At 44.6% G+C, this 368-nt stretch carries 1 protein-coding gene; it reads right to left on the reverse strand.

Annotation, left to right across the window (positions count from 1 at the left end):
- Nucleotides 1-368, reverse strand: a 368-nt coding sequence (locus BZK14_RS13030) for a molybdopterin-dependent oxidoreductase (RefSeq protein ID WP_171973748.1), incomplete at both ends; no start/stop codon positions are given.

Below are 368 nucleotides of genomic sequence, written 5' to 3' on the forward strand. Positions count from 1 at the left end.
GCTTCATGAGTTTCTGTGTTCCATCCCACCTGAAGATTCTTAATGGGATCATTACCCCAGAAAACGATTACATCACTGTTATCAAGGATTAAAGGCCAAGAGGTGCCTTGTGAATAAACTTCTGTTGACCCCAAAACATATGGCAAAATCGTTTGCCCTGCACCTGTCGAGTAATCACCTGCTGTTGTTACACCAGAACCATGCATCGCCAAAGCGCGTAACATATTATTACCACAACTGTGCAACTGCCCAACTGAGCGCCAACCAACGTTCCCGATATGCAACGCCCAAGCACCATATTGCGTCTGAATGCGTTCTAATTCGTTATACACTAGATCTAAAGCTTGATCCCAAGTCACACGAACAAA

Origin of the sequence: Wohlfahrtiimonas larvae, assembly GCF_002006755.1 — a bacterium.
In the GTDB taxonomy this organism is placed as follows: domain Bacteria; phylum Pseudomonadota; class Gammaproteobacteria; order Cardiobacteriales; family Wohlfahrtiimonadaceae; genus Wohlfahrtiimonas; species Wohlfahrtiimonas larvae.